Below are 19,241 nucleotides of genomic sequence, written 5' to 3' on the forward strand. Positions count from 1 at the left end.
TGTGCGCGACGTGCGGAATACATCACGCCAGCGCGAGCACATCTCCCAGCAACGCCTGCGCCGTCACTTCGGGACCCGCACCCGGCCCCTGGATCACCAGCGGCTGCGTGTTGTAGCGCGTGGTGCTGAGCGCGAACTGGTTGTCGGTGCCGTAGAGGCGCGTGGCAGGGTGGTTGGCGGGAACTTCGACCAGTCCAACGCGCGCACGGCCACGCTGGTTGAGTCGCGCAAGGAAGCGCAAGGCGCCGCCGCGCGCTTTTGCTTCAGCGAAACGTGCAGCCAGCGGTTCGTCGAGTTCCTCCAGGCGCGAGAGGAACGCGGCCACGTCCACGCCGCGCAGGTTGTCGGGCACCAGGCTTTCCACTTCCACTTCGTCGGGACGCAGTGCGAACCCGGCGCAGCGCGCGAGGATGAGCAGCTTGCGCGCCACGTCTTCGCCGGACAGATCGCTGCGCGGATCGGGTTCGGTGTAACCGAGTTCGCGCGCACGGCGCAGCAATGCCGAGAACGGCTGGCTGCCGTCGTACTGGTTGAACAGGTACGAGAGCGAACCGGAGAAAACGCCCTCGAGCGTTAGCAGCGCATCGCCACAGTGACGCAACCGGCGCAAGGTGGAAATGACCGGCAGGCCTGCGCCCACCGTCGCCGAGTCGCCGTAACGACCGCCACTCGCCAACGCTGCCTGCAACGCACGCCAGCCCGGCAGATCGCCACCGGCCAGCGACTTGTTGGCTGTCACCACGTGATAGCCGCGCTCCAGCCACTCCGCGTGGCGGGACGCGAGCGTGCCGCAGGCGGTGGCGTCGATGATCACTTTCACCGATGCCTCGTTGGCATCCAGTGCGGCCAGCAACGACGCATCGTTGCGGGCATCGCCGTTGATTTTCAGTTTCTCGCGCAGGCTGCGATCCGCGAGTTGTTCGGCCTGTGTCTGCTGGCGACGCGAATTGGCCGCGCCCACCAACCGGATCGATGACGCGGCCGGCGTGTTGAGCAGCTTGAGGAATGCACCACCCACCACGCCGGTGCCAAGCAGTACGGCAACAATGGACGATGGCGCTTGTGCTTTCGATACGTTCGCGGCTTCCGACGTCAGCACCGCGCTCATGCGCTCACCCGACGTTTGGTGTGCAGGGCGGCCTCGGCGCGCAGCAGGGCCGCATCGACATCGCGCAGCAGGTCATCACCATCTTCGATGCCCACGGAGAGGCGCAGCAGCGTGTCGGCAATGCCGGCGGCACGGCGTGCTTCCGGCGCCATCGAGGCGTGCGTCATCGTGGCCGGATGCGCTACCAGGCTTTCCACGCCGCCCAGTGATTCGGCCAGCGAGAAATAGTGGAGCCCGTCGACGAAGGCCGTGACCTGATCCTCACCGCCTTCCAGCTCGAAACTCAGCATGGCGCCGAAGCCCAGCTGCTGGCGTGCTGCCAGCGCGTGACCCGCATGACTCTCCAGGCCCGGGTAGTACACCTTGCGAATGGCCGCATGGCCGTCCAGGCGATCGGCAATGCGCACGGCGTTTTCCTGGTGCTGGCGCAGCCGCACACTGAGCGTGCGCAGGCCGCGCAGGGTCAGGAAGCTGTCGAACGGTGCACCCGTAAGGCCGTTGCAGTTGCCCCACCACTTGAGCTGCTCGGCCACGGCGGCGTCGCGCGCCACCACGGCACCACCCACCACATCGCTATGGCCGTTGATGTACTTGGTGGTGGAGTGCACCACCACGTCGGCACCCAGCGTCAGCGGCTGCTGCAGCGCCGGCGACAGGAAGGTGTTGTCCACCACCAGCAACGCACCCACCGCATGGGCCGCCTGCGCCACGTGGCGAATGTCGGTAATGCGCAGCAAGGGATTGGACGGCGTTTCCACCCATACCAGCGACGGCTTGAGCGCGAGACCTTCCGCCAGCGTGTGGTTGTTGGTGAGGTCGACGAACTTCACCTGGAAGCGACCCTTCTTCGCCCATGCATCCAGCAGGCGCCAGGTACCGCCGTAACAGTCGTGCGCCGCCAGCACCAGCGAGCCGGCCGGCACCAGCTCGAGCGCCAGCGCCACCGCCGCCATGCCGCTCGCCGTCACCACGGCGCCCGCGCCCTGCTCCAGTTCGGCCAGCGCTTCGCCCAGCAGATCGCGCGTGGGGTTGCCGCTGCGCGAGTAGTCGTAGGCGCGCTTCTTGCCGAAGCCTTCGAACGCATAGTTCGTGGACAGGTGCAGCGGCGGCACCACGGCGCCGTGCTGGGTGTCCGATTCAATGCCGGCGCGCACGGCGCGGGTAGCGGGGGCGGTGATGTCGCTCATGGTGGATCTCCGTGCGTGTGCTTTTTTCGATTGGGTTCAACAACCGGCCAGCGCATCGCGCAACAGCGGCGCAAGACGGTCGGTTTCCTTGAGGAAGGCGTCATGGCCATAGGGCGACTCGACCACTTCGAGCGTGGCCGGGCCATGCAGGCGCCGCTGCAGCTCGCACAGGTCAGCCAGCGGCACCAGGCGATCGGACGGGAAACCGATCAGCGTGGCGGGCGCGGCGACCTGCTCGGGCGTGACGTCGTGCAGGTCGATGGATTCGGACAGCGCCAGGAAGCGTTCCACGTCGAAGCGTTCGACGAAGCGACGACCGGCGTGTTCGAGATAGTCCTCGACCGGGAAATGGAAGCGGCCATCGCGAAATTCCGGCGCAGCGTTGAAGCGCTTGGCGAATTCCTCGCTGCCGCGATAGGTGGTCATGGCGAGCTGGCGGGCCAGCGCCAATGCCTGCTCCGGCTGCCCGCATTCCAGGCCCAGGCGCACGATGCCGCGCTGGATGGAACGCTGCGCCGTGGCCAGCGGATGCGGACGATGCGCGCCCGCCAGCAGCACGAGGCGACCCAGCGCATAGGGATGACGTGCAGCGAACGCCAGCGCCACCATCGCGCCGTAGGAGGAACCGATGAAGGCATGCACGCGGTTGATGCCCAATGCCTCGACCAGTGCGGCGAGTACGTCGGCCTGGTCTTCGCTCGACACGGTCTGCACACCGGTGAGCTCAGCCGGCGTGACCCAGTTGATGGACAGCACGCGGTAACGATCCAGATCCAGCGGCTGGCCACTGCCGATCTGTTCCTGCCACCAGCCCGGCGCGGATTCGCCATCCAGTGCCACCACGTCGCGCGTGGCGGAAATGCCGCCCTGCACGATCACGGTGGGAGCATCGGGCGCGCCGCACCACAGGTAGCTGACTTCCACCTCGCACGACGCACTGCCGTACTTGGGCGTGATGGCGAGGCGGCGAGTGCAGCGCTGGGTGGTGAGGTCCGGCGTGGCCAGGTCCGGCCGCATGCCGACGGTCACCGCGGCGGGAGCGGTGGCGACGGTCGGGATGGGTTGCGGCTGGCTGGACATCTGGCGCTTCTCCGGTCGGCATCGAACCCGCGGACCGGAGAGGAGAGCAACGCACAACCGGCATGAGGCGCGGCGGTGCTTATCTGCCCTCATCTCGCGGCGTGCGCCCTAGGCGCTGCCGCAGGAATTGGCACCGTCGCGGAAAATCCGCAGGTTGCCCCGGCTTCAAAGGGCCTGTCCCTCCGCCGGTCTCGATGAGTGAAGGAGAATCTAACGCCCACACATGGTCGTGTCAATAGACGTCTAAACGTCTATGCATCTAGCCATCGGTACATGGCGTGATGGAGACGTCTGTTTCGCATGAAACCACCTGGGAAACCGCGCCCGGCATGGGTCTGCGTCGGGCGCAGCTTCGCTGACTTATTGCTTCGTGGCGACAAAAGCCATCTTGCGGTCGCGCAGCTTGTCGTCCCACTGCACGTTCATGGTCTTGCCATCGGCGGTTACGGTGGTGGTCATGACGCCGATGACCTTGCCGTCACGCTTGTCGGTTTCCACCATGGACATCTTGCCGGTCTGTTTCACGGTGACGCTGGTGATGCCGGGATCACCCTTGTAGGGCGCTTCCGTGCCATCCAGCCTGGCGTCATAGGACTGCCCGGTGGGCGTGGTCATGTTGAGCATGTTGCCGTCCTGCTTATAGACCAGCGTGGTGCCGTTGGCCGACATGTCGGCAATGTTGGCCGTCACCCATGAGCCGGAGACGGCATGCGATCCAGCCGGCCCGGCGGCCACCTGCTTCAGTTCGCCATTGCCCGTGACGGGCGCGGCATTGGTATTGCTGCTGTCGGTGAACTCGAAGTGCGCCGTCTTGCCGTCGGCGGCCACCGTGGTGGTGGTGGTGGCAACGACCTTGCCGCCCTTCTTGTCGGTTTCCTTGATGGTGTGCGCGTCCACCACCTGGATGGCGATCGAATCGAGATAGGGGTGCCCGGTGATGGCGTGATCCTGTCCGTCGGCCTTGATGTCGATCGACGGCACGCAGGTCTTGCACGCGTACATGCCGTCCTTGAGCAGAAGCACATCAGGCTTCTTGGGCATCTGCACCTTGCTCATGTCGATCTTCCAGGTGCCGTCGAACGGCCCGTCGGCCAGCACGGCCAGCGGAAACAGCAATAGCAGGCCGAGGCCTGCGGACAGTGGCTTGTTCATGGCGAGGACTCTCCAGAGATGGTTTTGCCGGGCGATGCCCACGTCCCCTGGAGACGTCACTGTCGGTCGGGTGCACTCCCTCCGACCCGGTGAGGCCACGCTACGCCGCACCTCGACAGGCAGCCATTGGCCGGAAGTGTTAGCTGCGTTTGCCGGCACCGCACCGGGGCTGCAACACTGCGCGCCCGACCCTACGCTCCCGGATGCCGATGTCCCTCGCCGCCCACCTCGTCGTCGCCCTCGTCGCCCTGCTCCATCTGTGGTTCCTGGTGCTGGAGATGTTCCTGTGGACCCGCCCGGCCGGTCGCCGCGCTTTCGGCCTGACGGCGGAGTTCGCCGAGCAGTCGAAGGTGCTGGCCGCGAACCAGGGTCTCTACAACGGCTTTCTGGCCGCCGGCCTGCTCTGGAGCCTGTGGCTGGGCGACGCCGGGCGCGCTGTTGCGCTGTTCTTCCTCGGCTGCGTGCTGGTTGCCGGGCTGTACGGCGGCTTCACGGCCACCCGCAAGGTGCTCTGGATCCAGGGCCTGCCGGCGCTGATCGGCCTGGTACTGGTCCTGTTGACCTGAGCCTCGCGCAGCTTGGCGGTTTCTGCGCCGGAGACGGTGCTGTGCCATGCTTTTCGTCTTCCTGAACTATCCGGCACCCGCATGACCACCATCCACCAGGAAGCGGTAGGTACCCGCTTCGATCCCAGGCACATGCTGCACGCCCGCGAGCGCACCTGGGCGGCCGTGCAGGGTATCCGCGAACGCATGCGCCCCGGCATTACCGAGGAAGAGGCCAAGGCCGAGGCGGCCGAGGTGTTCCGCGCGCTGGGCTTCGAGCGGCTGTGGCACCCGGTGATCATCCGCATCGGCCCCAACACCACCAAGACCTATCGCGAGCGCTCGGAGCCCGTTCGGCTGGGCGAGAACGACATCTATTTCATCGACCTCGGCCTGGTTTTCGAAGGTCACGAGGGCGATGCCGGCGACACCTTCGTGATCGGCCACGCCCCCGAACAGCAGGCCTGCGCCGATGCGGCGCGCGAACTGTTCCGTGTCACCGCCGACGCCTGGCGCCAGCAAGGCCTGACCGGCGAGGCGCTGTACGCGTTTGCCGAGCAGCAGGCGGAAGCCATGGGCTGGCGCCTGAACCACGAGATCAAGGGTCATCGCGTCAGCGACTTCCCGCATTCGGTGCACAAGGCCGGCGACCTGGGCGAGTACGGTGACAACCCGTCCAGCGGGCTCTGGATTCTGGAAATCCAGATCGCCCACCCGACCGAACCCTACGGGGCGTTCTACGAAGACCTGCTGACGCGGGATTGAGCCGTCCGCCATCCTGCCCTGTGGGAGCGCACCCTGTGCGCGACTGCGGACTGGCGGCGCACTTCAGCCCGTGAAGCCCGGGCAAAAGGCGGTCGCGCACAAAGTGCGCTCCTACAGAGGTAGGACCGTGGCCCGGCATCCCGGCCTCACTCCCCTGTAGGAGCGCATCTTGTGCGCGACCGCGACCTGGCGGCGAACCTCAGTCCCTGAAGCGCGCGGCGAAACGTGTTCGCGCAAAGGGTGCGCTCCCACAAGGGTTTCGCCATGTAGGCCGTCCCGGCACCCCTGCCCCGCCCTTGGTACAATGGCCGGTTCGAGACACTGATACCCCGCCATGTCCACGCATCTCACCGAAACCCGCCGTCGCCGCACCTTCGCCATCGTCAGCCATCCTGACGCGGGCAAGACCACGCTCACTGAAAAGCTGCTGCTGTTCGGCGGTGCCATCCAGATGGCCGGCTCGGTGAAGGGCCGCAAGGCCGCTCGCCACGCGACGTCCGACTGGATGGCGCTGGAAAAGGAGCGCGGCATTTCGGTCACCTCGTCGGTGATGCAGTTCCCTTATGAGGGCCGCATCGTCAACCTGCTCGACACCCCGGGCCACGCGGACTTCTCCGAAGACACCTACCGCGTGCTCACCGCCGTGGACTCGGCGCTGATGGTGATCGACTGCGCCAAGGGCGTGGAAGAGCGCACGATCAAGCTGATGGAGGTGTGCCGCCTGCGCGACACGCCCATCATGACCTTCATCAACAAGCTGGACCGCGAAGGCCGCTCGCCCATCGAACTGCTGGACGAGGTGGAATCGGTGCTCGGCATCGCCTGCGCCCCGCTGACCTGGCCCATCGGCATGGGCAAGCGCCTGAAGGGCGTGTACCACCTGCTGCTCGACGAAGTGCACGTGTTCGAGCAGGGCAAGAATTTCACGCGCCAGGATTCGACCATCTTCAAGGGTCTCGATGCCCCGGGCCTGGAAGCCGCCATCGGTGCCGAGGCACTGACTGAACTGCGCGACGAACTGGAACTGGTGCAGGGTGCCTCGCATCCGTTCGACGTCGAGCAGTACCTCGCCGGCAAGCTCACGCCGGTGTTCTTCGGCTCGGCGGTGAACAATTTCGGCGTGCAGCTGCTGCTGGATTTCTTCGTCGAGCATGCGCCCTCGCCCAAGTCGCGCGGCACGCTCACGCGTGAAGTGAAGCCCGAGGAAGAGGCTCTTACCGGTTTCGTGTTCAAGATCCAGGCGAACATGGACCCGGCGCACCGCGACCGCATCGCCTTCATGCGTGTCTGCTCGGGCACGTACAACGCCGGCATGAAGATGATGCAGACGCGTACCGGCAAGGATGTGCGCATCGCCAACGCGCTTACCTTCATGGCGAGCGACCGCGAAATCGTGGAGAACGCGTATCCGGGCGATGTGATCGGCCTGCACAACCACGGCACCATCGGCATTGGCGACACCTTCACCGAAGGCGAGATGGTCAGCTTCCCCGGCATCCCCAACTTTGCCCCGGAACTGTTCCGCCGTGCGCGCCTGCGCGACCCGCTGAAGATGAAGGCGCTGCAGAAGGGCCTGGCGCAGCTGTCCGAGGAAGGCGCCACGCAGTTCTTCCGTCCGCTGATGAGCAACGACCTGATCCTCGGCGCGGTCGGCGTGCTGCAGTTCGATGTGGTGGCCTATCGCCTGAAGGACGAATACGGCGTGGACGCCACCTTCGAACCCGTCACGGTGGCGACCGCGCGCTGGATTCATTGCAGCGACGCGAAGAAGCTCGAGGAATTCCGCGAGAAGAACGCCAACAACCTGGCCATCGATGCGGCCGGGGAACTGGTGTACCTCGCACCCTCACGCGTGAACCTGCAGCTGGCACAGGAGCGTTCGCCGGCCGTGCGCTTCTCGGCCACGCGCGAGCATGCGACGTCGGTTGATCTGTAAGGCGTAAGTCGCGCACAGGTTGCGCTCCCACAGTGGCCGGTGTGCCAGTGGGAGTGTTCCCTGTGTGCAATGCCGGTCGACAGTCAAGGGCTGAAGTCCGCACAAAGTGCGCTCCCTCGGCAAGCATCGATGGGTGTTGTGGGAGCGCACCCTGTGCGCGACACCGCCCAGCCCCTGTCTGGAATCCTGAGCAGGCTGTTACCCTCCCCGACATCACCAGGGGGATTCAACGCATGCCGGCCGAGCAAATCGCCTTCACCACACCTGTCAACGCCACATCGTGGCAACGCTGGATGGTCTTCTCGCCGTTCGGCCGCATCGTCTTCTTCGCCGCCCTCTACTTCGTGCTGTTCAAGCTGGTGTCGGCGAGCATCGGCGTGACGGGCCTGATGGCGCCAGAGGTTTCACCCATCTCGCGCGCCTTCGGCATCCTGCTGATGCAGTTGATTCCGGCCGTGGTGGCGTACGTCATCCTGGTGAAGGCCATTGAACGTCGCCCGATGCGCGAGCTGGCCGCTCGTGACGTTCCCACGCTCGGCGGTGCAGGCCTGCTCGTGGGCGCCGTGCTGTTCAGTACCGTGGTGCTCGTGCTGTGGCTTGCCGGCAGCTACCACGTCACCGGCACCAACCCGCAGGTGAACTGGCTGCCCGCCGTGTTGACCACCGGCTTGGGCGCAGGCATTGGCGAAGAAATCCTGACGCGCGGCGTGCTGTTCCGTGCGGTGGAAGAAGGCCTGGGCACCTGGTGGGCGCTGGCCATCTCGGCCCTGTTCTTCGGCGCCGCCCACATCTTCAACCCCGGCGCCACGCTGTGGAGCTCGCTCGCCATCGCCATCGAGGCCGGCGTGCTGCTCGCCCTGCTCTATCACGTGACCCGCTCGCTGTGGCCGTGCATTGGCCTGCATGCCGCCTGGAACGTCATGCAGGGCACGGTGTATGGCATCCCCGTGTCGGGCACCACGGCGCACGGATGGCTGGTGTCCAACCGCACCGGTCCGGACTGGCTGAGCGGCGGCGTGTTTGGCGCGGAAGCGTCGGTGGTTGCGCTGATCGTCTGCTCCGCCTGCTCGGCCCTGCTGCTCATCGTGGCGCTGCGCCGCGGCACCATCGTTGCGCCTGCCTGGCGACGCAGGCCGTCCGCAGCCGCCTGAGGTCAGCTATCGCCTTCACGAAACTGCGGATACCCTGACGCGTACCGCCCCGGCCTGGCAGGACCGCCAGGCCTCAAACATGTGAAGACGCATGGCCACAACCAAGAACCGCTACTCCTGGCTGGCACACCAGCCGATGCAGCAGAAGATCCTCGTCGCGATCGGCACGCTGGTGCTGCTGTTCCTGATATGCAGCGTGGTCACCCTGCAATCGCTGTCACGCCAGGAGGTCAGCGCCCACTGGTCGCGGCACACCTACGAGGTGCGCGCCAAGATCGATGACGTGATCGAGCATCTGCAGGCCAGCCAGATGGCCTTGCGCGGTTACCTGCTCAATCCCGACGGCGGCGAGTTGACGGGCCATCAGCGCTCGAACGCCGACATCCTCAGGGACCTCGCCGACCTGCGCACGCTGACCAGCGACAACCCGCTCCAGCAGGTGCGGATCGACCGCGTGGAGTCGATGGTCACGCAATGGCAGCAGGACGCCCTGCACAACGGCATCGAGCCGCTGCAGGCCATCCACACGACCGATCCGGCCGAAGCGGCCATCGAACACGTGCGCGTGCAGACGCAATACCTGGGCCGCCGCACTGTGTTCGTCAATGACATCCTGGGCGTGCTCAACCAGATGGACGCCACCGAGGCCGGCCTGCTGGAGGAACGCCAGGCCACCCAGCACCGCGACGTGCTGGAGGTGCGTGCCGTCACCTGGATCACCATGGTGCTCAGCCTTGTGCTGGGCATTTCGGTGGTCTACATGACGTTCCGGCTGATCACGCGCCCCATCCGGCGCATGACAGACCTGATGACACGCCTGGCCGACCACGACCACACCGTGGAGATCCGCCAGCTGGAGCGTCGCGACGAGATCGGCGAGATCGCGCGCGCGCTCCAGGTGTTCAAGCAGATGGCCATCGAGACGGCCGCACAAACCTGGGTGAAAACACAGGTCTCGCAGATCGCCAGCGATCTGCAGAAAACGGAAAGCGAGCGCGAATTCGCCGAGCAGCTCACCGGCACGCTGGGTCCCCTGCTCGAATGCGGCGTGGCCGTGTTCTATCGCTACGACGAAGAACAGCATCGCCTGCGCCTGCAAGGCACCTACGGTTACCAGCAGCGTCGCCACCTGGGCACCGAATACACGCTGGGTGAAGGGCTCGTTGGGCAGTGCGCCGTGGAAATGAAGCCCATCACGTTGCAGAACGTGCCGGACGACTACGTGCGCATCCACTCGGGCACGGGCGAAGCCTCGCCGCGCAGCATTTCCGTGCTGCCGATGATTTACCGCGGCAAGCTGCTTGGCGTGCTGGAACTGGCCAGCTTCCAGCACTTCACCAATCCGCAGGAGCGCCTGCTGCAGGAACTCATTCCCATTGCTGCGCTGTCGCTGGAAAATCTGGGTCGCGCCATTCGCACGCAGGATCTGCTTGAGCGCACCAGCGAGCAGGCTGACGAGCTGCGCGCGTCCGAAGACATCCTGCGCCGCCAGCAGCAGGATCTCCAGGTCACCAACGAAGAACTTAACGCCAAGACGCACGAGCTGCAGGAACAGTCACAACGACTGCTCGCGTCGGAAGAAGAACTGCGCGTGCAGACCGAAGAGCTGCAGGCCTCCAACGAAGAACTGCGCCAGAAGACTGACACGCTCAACCAGCAGAAGCACGTGCTGGAACAGCTGCAGCGCGAGACGCAGGAAAAGGCCGAGGAACTGGCACGCGCCAGCCAGTACAAGTCCGAGTTCCTCGCCAACATGTCGCACGAGTTGCGCACGCCGCTGAACAGCCTGCTGATCCTTTCGCGCAGCCTTGCGGACAACCGCGAAGGCAACCTCGACGGCGAGCAGGTGGAATCGGCGCGCATCATCCACGACTCGGGCAGCAACCTGCTGCGCCTCATCAACGACATCCTCGACCTTTCGAAGGTGGAAGCCGGCAAGATGGACGTCGTCATCGACGACTTCCCGCTGGCCGACCTGGAACGCGCGCTCAAGCGAACCTTCAATCATGTAGCGCAGGAGAAACAACTCTCCTTCGTCGTGAAGATCGACCCCGGCCTGCCCGATGCCATTCGCACCGACTCCACCAAGCTGGAGCAGGTCGCCAACAACCTCATCGGCAATGCCTTCAAGTTCACGCACCAGGGCGCGGTGACGGTGCACATCGGGCGCCCGTCGGCCGCCATCGCGCTGCCGCCGTCGCTGCGCGGCAAGGACGTGCTGGCCATTGCCGTCACGGACACCGGCATCGGCATTCCGCCGGAGAAGGCGCAGAAGATCTTCCAGGCCTTCGAACAGGTCGACGCCAGCACGAGTCGCCAATACGGCGGTACCGGCCTGGGTCTCACCATTTCCAAGCGCATCGCCGAGTTGCTGGACGGCGACATCGTGCTGCACAGCGATGTCGGCCACGGCAGCACGTTCACCATCCTGCTGCCGCTGGATGGCCCCTCCGGGCTGGCAAACACCTCGCCCGCCGTCAGCTCACCCACGCCCGCGCCGTCGCGCCCCAGTGTCACGTCGGCCCTGCTGCCGGAGACCATCGAGGACGATCGCGAAAGCATCGCGCCTGGCGACACGGTGATCCTCATCGTGGAAGACGATCCGGTGTTCGCGCGCATCCTGGCGGACATGGTCCGCCGCAAGGGGTATCGCGTGCTGGCGGCGGCCGATGGCGAATCGGGGTTGCAGCTGGCCGCACACTATCGCCCCACGGGCATCCTGCTGGACGTGATGCTGCCCGGCATGGACGGCTGGACCGTGATCGAGCGACTCAAGGAAAACGCCGCCACGCGCCACGTGCCGGTGCATTTCATCTCGGCCGTGGACGAAGCCAATCGCGGCCGTGACCTTGGCGCCGTGGGCTTCCTCACCAAGCCGGTGAGCCGCGAAGCCATCGGCGACGCCTTCGACCGCCTGCTGCACTTCGCCGAAGGCCGCATGCGCCATCTGCTGATCGTCGACGACGACGCCGATTCGCGCGCCGCCATGCGTACCTTGCTGCGCAACGATGAAGTGACCATCGACGAAGCGGGCAGCGCCGAAGAAGCGCTGGAACGCATGACCGGTACGACCTATGACTGCATCGTGCTGGATCTCGGGCTGCCCGGCATGTCGGGCATGGAGTTCCTTGAGAAGCTGTCGGCCAGCGGCCGCATTCCGCCCGTGGTGGTTTATTCCGGGCGCGAACTGAGTCGCGAAGAAAGCCTCAAGCTTCGCCAGTACACCGACAGCATCGTGATCAAGGGCGCGCGTTCGCCGGAACGTCTGCTCGATGAAGTGAGCCTGTTCCTGCACAGCATCCAGGGCGCCCGCGTGCGCCAGGCATCCGTTGGCGCCACGGCCACGGCTACCGTCCCGGCCGCAGCAACGCCATCGGATCCGGGCGAGCTCGCCCAGCGCAAGGTGCTGCTGGTGGACGACGACATGCGCAACCTGTTTGCGCTGTCCAAGGTGCTGCGCGGCTGGGGCATGCAGGTGACCATGGCACAGGACGGCCTGAAGGCACTCAAGGCGCTGGAGGACAACCACGACATCGAGCTCGTGCTGATGGACGTGATGATGCCGGTGATGGACGGCTACGACACCATCCGCGAGATCCGCGCCCAGCCCTCGCTGGCCAAGCTGCCTATCATCGCGCTCACGGCCAAGGCCATGCGTGGCGACCGCGAAAAATGCCTTGAGGCCGGCGCCAACGACTATCTCTCCAAGCCCATCGACATCGACAAGCTGTCGTCGATGATGCACGTGTGGCTGCATCGATGAACAAGCTTGCCGGCAAGGCGCCCACGTCCGACGTCGCTCTCGAAGACATCGAGATCGAGCTGTTCGTGCGCGCGCTGAAGCTGCGCCACGGCTATGACTTCACCCAGTACGCGCCCGCTTCGCTGAAACGGCGTGTGTTGCAGTTGGCGCATGCGCAGCAGGCCGACACGGTAAGCGCCTTGACCACGCGCGTGCTGCACGACGCGGAGTTCCTGCCCGTGGTGCTGGAGGGCCTGTCGGTACCGGTATCCGAGATGTTTCGTGATCCCGACGTGTTCCGTGCGCTGCGCGAGCAGGTGTTTCCGGTGCTCGCGTCCTACCCGCAGATCAATATCTGGCAGGCGGGTTGCGCGCACGGGCAAGAGGTCTATTCGCTGGCGATCCTGCTCGAAGAAGCCGGGCTCTACGAACGCACGCAGATCTATGCGACCGACTTCAACGAGGCTGCACTGCGTCACGCGCAGGAAGGCATCTATCCCGCGCGCGAAGCACAGCTGTGGTCGCGCAATTACCTGGCCGCGGGTGGAAGCCACACGCTGGCCGACTACTACAGCGCGCGCTACGAACTGATCAAGCTCGACCAGCGCCTGCGTCGCAACGTCACGTTCGCCAACCACAACCTGGTCACCGACGAGGTGTTCTGCGAAGCGCACCTGGTGTTGTGCCGCAACGTACTCATCTACTTCTCCGATCCGCTGCAGGACCGCACGCTGGCGCTGTTTCGCGACAGCCTGGTGCGTGGCGGCTTCCTTTGCCTGGGCACGCGCGAAAGCCTGGATTTCGCGGCCTCGGCCGGCGACTTCATGCCCGTGGATGCGGCACGCCGCATCTACCGACTCGGGCCCCGCAGCGCAGGCATGGACTGACCATGGCATCGCCACAGGCCATCGTGATCGGTTGTTCCGCCGGCGGCTTGACCGCACTGGAACTGCTGTTCGCCGGCTTGGACGCCGCCCTGCCGCTACCTGTCGCCGTGTGCTGCCACACGGGTGCGTCCACGGTCGACCTGATGTGCGAGCTGCTCGCTCATCACGCCACGCTCCCGGTCGAAGAAGCGCGTGAGCGCAGCCCGCTTCGTGGCGGTGTCATCTACATCGCACCCAGCGGCTATCACTTGCTGGTGGAGAACAACCGTCGTTTTTCCCTTTCGGTGGATGGGCGCGTAAGCTTTGCGCGGCCTTCCATCGACGTGCTGTTCGATTCCGCTGCCGAGGCCTATCGCGATACGCTCATCGGCGTGGTGCTCACCGGCGCCAACAGCGACGGCGCAGCGGGACTGGCACGCATACGGGAGTATGGCGGCATGGCTGTTGTGCAAGACCCCGATGATGCCGAAGTGCCGACCATGCCCGCCGCTGCCATCGCCCGCGCCGGCGCCGACCATTGCCTTCCCCTGGCGGACATCGCGCCGCTGCTCAACCGCTTGTGCCTGCCATGACCCTGCCCGCTCCCAAGATCCTTGTCGTTGACGACACGCCGGCCAACCTCGTGGCCATGCGGCACCTGCTGGCGGACAGCGGTGCCGAGGTGCACGAAGCTTCCAGTGGCAATGCTGCGCTGGCCATGTGCCTGGACAATGAATTCGCGCTGATCCTGCTCGACGTGAACATGCCGGAGATGGATGGATTCGAAGTCGCCTTCCTCATTGGCGAAGACGAACGCCTGCGCGACACGCCCATCATCTTCGTCACCGCCGCCTACGCCGATGACATCAATCGCGTGCGCGGCTACCACTTCGGTGCGGTGGACTACATCGCCAAGCCGATCAACGACATGATCCTGCAGTCCAAGGTGCGCGTATTCCTGGAACTCTACCGCGCACGTGCCGAGCTGAAGGCAACGCTTGGCGAACTGGAAGAACGCAACGAGCAGCTCAATACGGAGATCGCCGAGCGTCGGCGCATCGAGGCGCAGATTCGCCACCAGGCCACGCACGACATGCTCACGGGCCTGCCCAACCGCACGCTGTTCCACGATCGCCTGGTCACGGCCATGCAGCGCGTTCCGCGGCATGGTCCCGGCTTCGCGCTGGCCATGCTCGACATCGATGGCTTCAAGGCCGTGAACGACAACCACGGCCATCCGGCTGGCGATGCGCTGCTCAAGGCCATCGCCGAGCGACTTGGCGACCAGACCCGCGCCAACGACACAGTGGCTCGCCTGGGTGGCGATGAATTTGCCTTGATCCTGGAAGACGTCGCCGACGACGCCCTGCTGATGCGCAAGTGTGCCGAAGTAGGCGCCGCACTCGGTGAGCCGTATCCACTGGAAGGACGTCACGGCCCCTTCGTGGCCAACGTCAGCGCCAGCATCGGCGTGGCGATCTGGAAAGGCGACGGCCAGTCCGACGAAGACCTGATCCAGTCCGCCGACCGTGCGCTCTACCAGGCGAAGGACAGCGGCAAGAACCGCTGCGTGATGGCGCCCTGAGTCAGGCGCCCTTGCGCGGCGACACCCACATGTCGATGCGCGCGCGGAACACGTCTTCGCCCGCTTCGTTGCGCACGCTTACCAGCACCGGCCACGCATAGCCGTTGGCCGCTTCGACAGCCGGCCTTTCCGGCTTCGCCAAGGCCACCAGCGTGCCTTTGGCCTTCGCCAGGTATTCCACCGTCATGCCCTTGGGAATCCAGCGCATGCTGGCGGGAATGGTCACGTCGGTCATCATGCCGGCAGTCAATTCGGCTGCATTGCACAACGCGATGGCATGCACCGTGCCGATGTGGTTGTGCACGCGCCGGCGATCGCGAATGGCGACTTCGCAGCGTCCGGGCTCCAACGTGAGGAAGCGCGGCGCGATGGTGGCGAAGTAAGGCGCCTTGAAGCAGATCAGGCGGCCATAGAGCCAACGGCCACCCGGCAGAGACACGAGGCGGCGATAAAGGGACAGCGCCTGGTTCATGGATGCGTGTTCCTGTGGATGGTTGGGCTTGGAGCTGAAGATGCGCTGGATCCCAGCTTCCGCTGGGATGACGGTGAGGGACGCGAAACGCTGCTCGTGATCCCAGCGAAAGCTGGAGACGCTTTTCAACGGCCGAAGGGCCTGTCATCCAGCGCCTTCAATGAAGCGAAGCGTGGTTCCGGCCAAAACCGAAACCACGCCACACCATCACGCCGCGTCGGCCAGCTTCTTGTTCTTGTCGGCGCGCGTCACCGCGGCACCCAGTTCCGACGGATCGAAATCATCCACCGAAATGAACTCGAACACGCCTTCGCGCACACGCTTGAGCAGATCGAATTCGGCGGCGTTGATGACGCCAGCCTGCATGGCTTCGGTGAGCTGCCCCACGTAGTCGTGCGACTTGAACTGGCCCGACTTCTGCGCCTTGCCGAACTTGCGCTCAACGGGTTCCGCAGCAATCACATCCGGCAGCAACGCATTCATGCGGCCGATGGTGTTGTTCGCCGTCGGCGTCAGGTAGGCCCACTCGGTAAGGCGATCACGCGCTTCACCCGGGGCCGTGATCAACGCAGCGACGCGACGACCCAGGCGATCGGACGGCGGCACCTCGCGGCGACCGAACGGGAACACCAGCGCACGCAGCAGCCACGAAATCGGCTTCACCGGGAAGTTGCGGATGGCGCCGTCGAGCGACGTCTGGATGCGCCACATGCACTCATGGAATGCCCACGCCAGCAGCGGACGATCCGCTTCCGGGCGGCCGGTATCTTCGTAACGCTTCAGCATGGCGCTGGCGATGTACAGATAGCTCAGCACGTCGCCCAGGCGAGCGGACAACTTTTCCTTGAACTTCAGCTTGCCGCCCAGCACGCCCATGAAGGTGTCGGCACACAGCGCGAGCGCGGCCGAGTAGCGATTGAGCTTGCGGTAGTAACGGCGCACGTAGGCATCGCCCGCGGTGTCGCCGATGCGCGAACCCGTCACGCCCCGCGTGAACGAACGCACCGCGTTGGAAATGCCGAAACCGATGTGACCAAACAGCGCGCGGTCGAAGGTCTTCAGGCGATCGCCATAATCGGCAATCGACAGCGCCTGCATTTCCTTCAGCACGTAAGGATGGCAGCGGATGGCTCCCTGACCGAAGATCATCAGGCTGCGCGTCATGATGTTCGCGCCTTCCACCGTAATGGCGATGGGCACGCCCTGCCACGCACGACCGGCGTAGTTCTTCGGACCCAACTGCACACCCTTGCCGCCGTGCACGTCGAGCGCATCACCGGCGATGGTGCGGCCCCACTCGGTGGCATGGTATTTGGCAATCGCCGACGGCACCGCCGGCTTCTCGCCGCGATCCACCGCGGCAGCGGTGGCGCGCGACAACGCAGCGGTGGCGTAGGTCAGGCCGCCGATGCGGGCGAGTGCTTCTTCCACGCCTTCAAAGCGGGCAATGGACAGGCCGAACTGCTTGCGCATGCGTGCATACGCGCCGGTCGCCGCAACGGCGGCGCGCACGCCACCCGTGGCGTTCGACGGCAGCGAAATGGCGCGACCCACGGAAAGGCATTCCACCAGCATGCGCCAGCCGTGACCGGCCATGTGCGGACCACCGATAAGCACCGACAGCGGCACGAATACATCCTTGCCGTGCAGCGGACCGTTCTGGAACGGGATGTTGAGCGGGAAATGGCGACGGCCAATTTCCAGGCCCTGCGTGCTACGCGGCAGCAATGCCAGCGTGATGCCTAGGTCTTCCTTGTCGCCCAGCAGCTTTTCCGGGTCGTACAAACGGAAGGCCAAACCCACCACCGTCGCGATCGGCGCCAGCGTGATGTAACGCTTGTCGAACGTGAGCTTCATGCCCAGCGTTTCCACACCATCCACCACTTGCTTGCACACGATGCCGAAGTCGGTGATGGACGTCGCATCCGAACCCGCATACGGACCCGTGAGCGCGAAACACGGAATTTCCTCGCCCACGGCGAGGCGCGGCAGGTAGTGATTCTTCTGCTCATCGCTGCCGTAGTGCAGCAGCAGTTCCGCCGGGCCGAGCGAGTTGGGCACCGCCCCGGTGGAGGCTACCGTTGCCGACATGGTCGCCAGCTTCTGCAGCACCGCCGAGTGCGCCAGCGCCGAGAAGCCCAGGCCGCCGTACGACTTCGGAATGATCATGCCGAAGAACTTGTGCTTCTTGATGAAGGCCCAGACTTCGGGCGGCAGGTCAGCCAGCTCGTGGGTAATCTGCCAGTCGTCGATCATGCCGCAGAGTTCTTCCACGGGGCCGTCCATGAAAGCCTGTTCTTCCTCGCTCAGCTCGGGCTTGGGCTGCTTGAGCAGCTCGTGCCAGTCGGGCTTGCCGGAGAACAGCTCACCTTCGAAACCCACCGTGCCCGCTTCCAGCGCGGTCTGCTCGGTTTCGGAAAGCTTGGGCGTCACCTTGGCGAACATCTTCAGCAGCGGCGCGCTGATCTGCTTGCGACGGAACGGCACCATCAGCAGCGGTACGGCGATGGCGAGCTCGATCACCAAGAGGACGAAGGTGGTCCACGGCGCACCAGCGACCAGACCCACCACGACGGTGGTAATCACCGTGGCGATGGCCCAGGTGCGCAAGCTGGAGCGGTGGTAGGCACAGGCGCCGGTGGCAATGATCGCCGCCAGCAAAGTCAGTATCACGGACATCACAACACCTCGTTACGAATGACGTCTGGGTGGAACAGGATTCATCGGTTCAAACAGTGACCGCATCGCTGCGATCACGGGAGGAAAGCTCGCCCACGAAGCGTGCGATTTCGCGGGTGAATGCGTCGTTGGCGTCGCCAGCCACCATGTGCGTGGCGCGCGGAAGCACCACGTGCTCGGCATGCGGCACCAACTGGAGGAATTCGTTGACGGTGTCGTGCGAGACGACGTCGCTGCGACCGCCCGAGAGCAACAGCACCGGCACGCGCACCTTCGCCGCCGCTGCCATCAATCGCGGCTGATAGCGTTCGCTTTCGGAGACCAGGCCGTTGAGCATCGCCGGATCCCAGTGCCAGCGCAGGCGGCCATCGGCGCCTTCGCGCAGCAACGGGCGAAGCTGGTCTTCGGTCTTTTTCTCGGCGCGATGCGGCATGTACTTGGCGATTTCATCGGAAGCCTCCGCGTAACTGGCGAAGCCGTCCGGGTGCGCCTGCATGAAGGCCAGGATGCGCTCCACGCCCTTGGTCTCCCAGCGCGGCGTGATGTCCACAAGCACCAGCGCCCGGAATGCGGTCGGATCGATTTCGCCAGCAAGGACCAGTCCGAGCAGGCCGCCCATGGATGCGCCCACCAGCACGGGCTTGCTCAGCTCGGCATGCGCAAGCAGGCGCAGATCGCCGATGAACTGCTCCATGTGGTAGTCGCCGCCCGCGACATGGCCGCTCTCACCATGCCCTCGTGCGTCGAAGGTGACGCAGCGAAAGCCTTCGGCCGCGAGTGCCCTGGCCGTACCGACCCACGCGCCACGCGTCTGGCCAAAACCGTGCGCGAAAAGCAGCGTCGGATGACCCGATGGCTGGCGCACTTCGACGGCCAGTGTCAGGCCATCAATGGCCGGGACGTGGCTGAAAGTCTTCTCGGTGGCGGCTGTCGTTACCATACGCATGAGTATGGATTGCGACAAAGCGCTGCG

The 19,241-nt window shown here is 65.2% G+C and carries 15 protein-coding genes and 1 riboswitch; of the genes, 8 read left to right on the forward strand and 7 right to left on the reverse strand.

What is annotated here, in order from left to right; genetic code table 11:
• Positions 1 to 22 precede the first annotated feature (22 nt).
• The 4 genes from DK366_RS03820 to DK366_RS03835 form a co-directional block, all read right to left on the reverse strand.
• Complete coding sequence (locus DK366_RS03820; protein ID WP_109124179.1) at positions 23 to 1,108, reverse strand: homoserine dehydrogenase; 1,086 nt, start codon at positions 1,106 to 1,108, stop codon at positions 23 to 25.
• Positions 1,105 to 2,295 (reverse strand): cystathionine gamma-synthase, encoded by a 1,191-nt coding sequence (gene metB / locus DK366_RS03825; RefSeq protein WP_109124180.1) that lies wholly within the window; start codon positions 2,293 to 2,295, stop codon positions 1,105 to 1,107. Before metB ends, DK366_RS03820 begins: the two co-directional genes overlap by 4 nt.
• Before the next feature lie 36 nt (positions 2,296 to 2,331).
• Positions 2,332 to 3,375, reverse strand: a complete 1,044-nt coding sequence (locus DK366_RS03830) for a homoserine O-succinyltransferase (RefSeq protein WP_109124181.1) — start codon at positions 3,373 to 3,375, stop codon at positions 2,332 to 2,334.
• A gap of 86 nt (positions 3,376 to 3,461) precedes the next feature.
• A riboswitch (SAM riboswitch) is annotated at positions 3,462 to 3,576 on the reverse strand.
• A gap of 159 nt (positions 3,577 to 3,735) precedes the next feature.
• Complete coding sequence (locus tag DK366_RS03835) at positions 3,736 to 4,527, reverse strand: hypothetical protein (RefSeq protein WP_198651405.1); 792 nt, start codon at positions 4,525 to 4,527, stop codon at positions 3,736 to 3,738.
• A 209-nt stretch (positions 4,528 to 4,736) separates the two neighbouring features.
• Between DK366_RS03835 and DK366_RS03840 the strand changes: the two genes are divergently transcribed.
• The 8 genes from DK366_RS03840 (at position 4,737) to DK366_RS03875 (ending at position 15,117) form a co-directional block, all read left to right on the forward strand.
• The gene (locus DK366_RS03840) at positions 4,737 to 5,093 is read left to right on the forward strand and encodes a DUF1304 domain-containing protein (protein WP_109124182.1); all 357 of its coding nucleotides are present in this window, start codon (positions 4,737 to 4,739) and stop codon (positions 5,091 to 5,093) included.
• Positions 5,094 to 5,174: 81 nt separating this feature from the next.
• Positions 5,175 to 5,837, forward strand: a complete 663-nt coding sequence (locus tag DK366_RS03845) for a M24 family metallopeptidase (RefSeq protein WP_109124183.1) — start codon at positions 5,175 to 5,177, stop codon at positions 5,835 to 5,837.
• 334 nt (positions 5,838 to 6,171) lie between these two features.
• A complete protein-coding gene (locus DK366_RS03850) occupies positions 6,172 to 7,773 on the forward strand; it encodes a peptide chain release factor 3 (protein ID WP_109124184.1) in 1,602 nt (533 codons plus the stop codon).
• A gap of 233 nt (positions 7,774 to 8,006) precedes the next feature.
• Positions 8,007 to 8,924: a type II CAAX endopeptidase family protein gene (locus DK366_RS03855; protein ID WP_109124185.1), complete on the forward strand. Its 918-nt coding sequence runs from the start codon at positions 8,007 to 8,009 to the stop codon at positions 8,922 to 8,924.
• A gap of 91 nt (positions 8,925 to 9,015) precedes the next feature.
• Entirely contained in the window at positions 9,016 to 12,687 is a 3,672-nt protein-coding gene (locus DK366_RS03860; RefSeq protein ID WP_109124186.1) for a response regulator, read from the forward strand.
• Positions 12,684 to 13,553, forward strand: coding sequence for a protein-glutamate O-methyltransferase CheR (locus DK366_RS03865; protein ID WP_109124187.1), 870 nt, complete (start codon positions 12,684 to 12,686; stop codon positions 13,551 to 13,553). The genes DK366_RS03860 and DK366_RS03865 overlap by 4 nt, the downstream gene beginning before the upstream one ends.
• Positions 13,554 to 13,555: 2 nt before the next feature.
• The gene (locus tag DK366_RS03870; RefSeq protein WP_109124188.1) at positions 13,556 to 14,125 is read left to right on the forward strand and encodes a chemotaxis protein CheB; all 570 of its coding nucleotides are present in this window, start codon (positions 13,556 to 13,558) and stop codon (positions 14,123 to 14,125) included.
• A complete protein-coding gene (locus DK366_RS03875) occupies positions 14,122 to 15,117 on the forward strand; it encodes a diguanylate cyclase (RefSeq protein WP_109124189.1) in 996 nt (331 codons plus the stop codon). Before DK366_RS03870 ends, DK366_RS03875 begins: the two co-directional genes overlap by 4 nt.
• A 1-nt stretch (position 15,118) precedes the next feature.
• Here DK366_RS03875 and DK366_RS03880 read toward each other — a convergent pair whose 3' ends face one another.
• The 3 genes from DK366_RS03880 to DK366_RS03890 form a co-directional block, all read right to left on the reverse strand.
• A complete protein-coding gene (locus tag DK366_RS03880; RefSeq protein ID WP_109124286.1) occupies positions 15,119 to 15,589 on the reverse strand; it encodes a hotdog fold domain-containing protein in 471 nt (156 codons plus the stop codon).
• A gap of 207 nt (positions 15,590 to 15,796) precedes the next feature.
• On the reverse strand, positions 15,797 to 18,268 hold the full coding sequence (locus DK366_RS03885; protein WP_109124190.1) for an acyl-CoA dehydrogenase: 2,472 nt from the start codon (positions 18,266 to 18,268) through the stop codon (positions 15,797 to 15,799).
• 49 nt (positions 18,269 to 18,317) lie between these two features.
• Positions 18,318 to 19,208, reverse strand: a complete 891-nt coding sequence (locus tag DK366_RS03890) for an alpha/beta hydrolase (RefSeq protein ID WP_109124191.1) — start codon at positions 19,206 to 19,208, stop codon at positions 18,318 to 18,320.
• Positions 19,209 to 19,241 lie beyond the last annotated feature (33 nt).

This window comes from Dyella sp. C11, from assembly GCF_003121485.1.
Lineage (GTDB): Bacteria > Pseudomonadota > Gammaproteobacteria > Xanthomonadales > Rhodanobacteraceae > Dyella.

Excerpts from the sequence above, each read along its gene's own strand:
- DK366_RS03820 (WP_109124179.1), bottom strand. The coding sequence starts at position 1,108 with ATGAGCGCGGTGCTGACGTCGGAAGCCGCGAACGTATCGAAAGCACAA.
- metB (WP_109124180.1), bottom strand. The coding sequence starts at position 2,295 with ATGAGCGACATCACCGCCCCCGCTACCCGCGCCGTGCGCGCCGGCATT.
- DK366_RS03830 (WP_109124181.1), bottom strand. The coding sequence starts at position 3,375 with ATGTCCAGCCAGCCGCAACCCATCCCGACCGTCGCCACCGCTCCCGCC.
- DK366_RS03835 (WP_198651405.1), bottom strand. The coding sequence starts at position 4,527 with ATGAACAAGCCACTGTCCGCAGGCCTCGGCCTGCTATTGCTGTTTCCG.
- DK366_RS03840 (WP_109124182.1), top strand. The coding sequence starts at position 4,737 with ATGTCCCTCGCCGCCCACCTCGTCGTCGCCCTCGTCGCCCTGCTCCAT.
- DK366_RS03845 (WP_109124183.1), top strand. The coding sequence starts at position 5,175 with ATGACCACCATCCACCAGGAAGCGGTAGGTACCCGCTTCGATCCCAGG.
- DK366_RS03850 (WP_109124184.1), top strand. The coding sequence starts at position 6,172 with ATGTCCACGCATCTCACCGAAACCCGCCGTCGCCGCACCTTCGCCATC.
- DK366_RS03855 (WP_109124185.1), top strand. The coding sequence starts at position 8,007 with ATGCCGGCCGAGCAAATCGCCTTCACCACACCTGTCAACGCCACATCG.
- DK366_RS03860 (WP_109124186.1), top strand. The coding sequence starts at position 9,016 with ATGGCCACAACCAAGAACCGCTACTCCTGGCTGGCACACCAGCCGATG.
- DK366_RS03865 (WP_109124187.1), top strand. The coding sequence starts at position 12,684 with ATGAACAAGCTTGCCGGCAAGGCGCCCACGTCCGACGTCGCTCTCGAA.
- DK366_RS03870 (WP_109124188.1), top strand. The coding sequence starts at position 13,556 with ATGGCATCGCCACAGGCCATCGTGATCGGTTGTTCCGCCGGCGGCTTG.
- DK366_RS03875 (WP_109124189.1), top strand. The coding sequence starts at position 14,122 with ATGACCCTGCCCGCTCCCAAGATCCTTGTCGTTGACGACACGCCGGCC.
- DK366_RS03880 (WP_109124286.1), bottom strand. The coding sequence starts at position 15,589 with ATGAACCAGGCGCTGTCCCTTTATCGCCGCCTCGTGTCTCTGCCGGGT.
- DK366_RS03885 (WP_109124190.1), bottom strand. The coding sequence starts at position 18,268 with ATGTCCGTGATACTGACTTTGCTGGCGGCGATCATTGCCACCGGCGCC.
- DK366_RS03890 (WP_109124191.1), bottom strand. The coding sequence starts at position 19,208 with ATGGTAACGACAGCCGCCACCGAGAAGACTTTCAGCCACGTCCCGGCC.